A 1,032-nucleotide genomic window follows, 5' to 3' on the forward strand; every position below is an offset into this window, starting at 1 on the left:
CTTGGATTCGACTAATAAGTGCAATTTCTAAGAAAGGCGGTCAGTTGCTATAGTAGGCATCTTTCTCGCCAAAGGAAAATGCACTATGACCTATACACAACTGACCGAAATAGAAAGATATCAGATTTTTAGTTTAAAAGAAGCGGGTTTTACACAACGTTTTATTGCAACGTCGCTCAGTCGAGCGCCATCAACGATTAGCCGGGAATTGAGGAGAAATCAGGCGGCACAGAAATACTGCCCTAGACAAGCGCAATTTAAGGCATCAGAGCGCCGTCGTTCGGCCCTAAAAGCCGTCAAAGTGACGCCTGAGGTCACAACGTGGATCAAAGAATTAATCTGGCAAGATTTAAGCCCTGAACAAACGGTGGGCTATCTTCATCGAGAAAAGGCCCTCTCTTTACATCATGAAACGGTTTACCGTCTTATTTATAAAGATAAAAATCAGGGCGGTGATTTGTGGCAACATCTCAGGATAGCGAAAAAGCCGTATCGTAAACGCTACGGGAGCTATGAGCGTAGAGGGAAAATCAAAAACAGAGTCAGTATTGATGAGCGCCCAAAGATAGTAGATAAAAAACAACGTATTGGTGATTGGGAAGGGGATACTATTGTTGGAAAAGATCATAAAAGTGCGTTATTGACGTTGGTAGAACGCAAGTCACTCTTTACTATCATGATTAAACTGGAAAATAGAACGGCGGAAGCGGTTTCGAAAGCAGCCATAAGGCATTTATCCTCGATAAAAGATAAAGTGAAAACGATCACGTTTGATAATGGTTTGGAGTTTGCCGACCATGAACGTCTGAGTCAAAATTTAGAGGCAAAAATTTATTTTGCACATCCGTACTCGCCTTGGGAAAGAGGGATAAATGAGAATACAAATGGATTAATCAGAGATTACTTCCCTAAAGGGACTGATTTTAATAAAGTCTCAGAGTTGGAGATAAATCTCGTGGCAAATCGATTAAATAAACGTCCTCGAAAAACGCGAGGTTATCAAACACCGAATGAGTTATTTAAAGGCATACC

Annotated in this window: 1 protein-coding gene; it reads left to right on the top strand. The window is 41.1% G+C overall.

The window, feature by feature from the left end:
• Positions 1-85 precede the first annotated feature (85 nt).
• A partial coding sequence (locus Xinn_RS20995) for an IS30 family transposase (RefSeq protein WP_099137823.1) occupies positions 86-1,032 on the top strand: 947 nt, incomplete at its 3' end.

Source organism: Xenorhabdus innexi (assembly GCF_002632485.1).
Lineage (GTDB): Bacteria > Pseudomonadota > Gammaproteobacteria > Enterobacterales > Enterobacteriaceae > Xenorhabdus > Xenorhabdus innexi.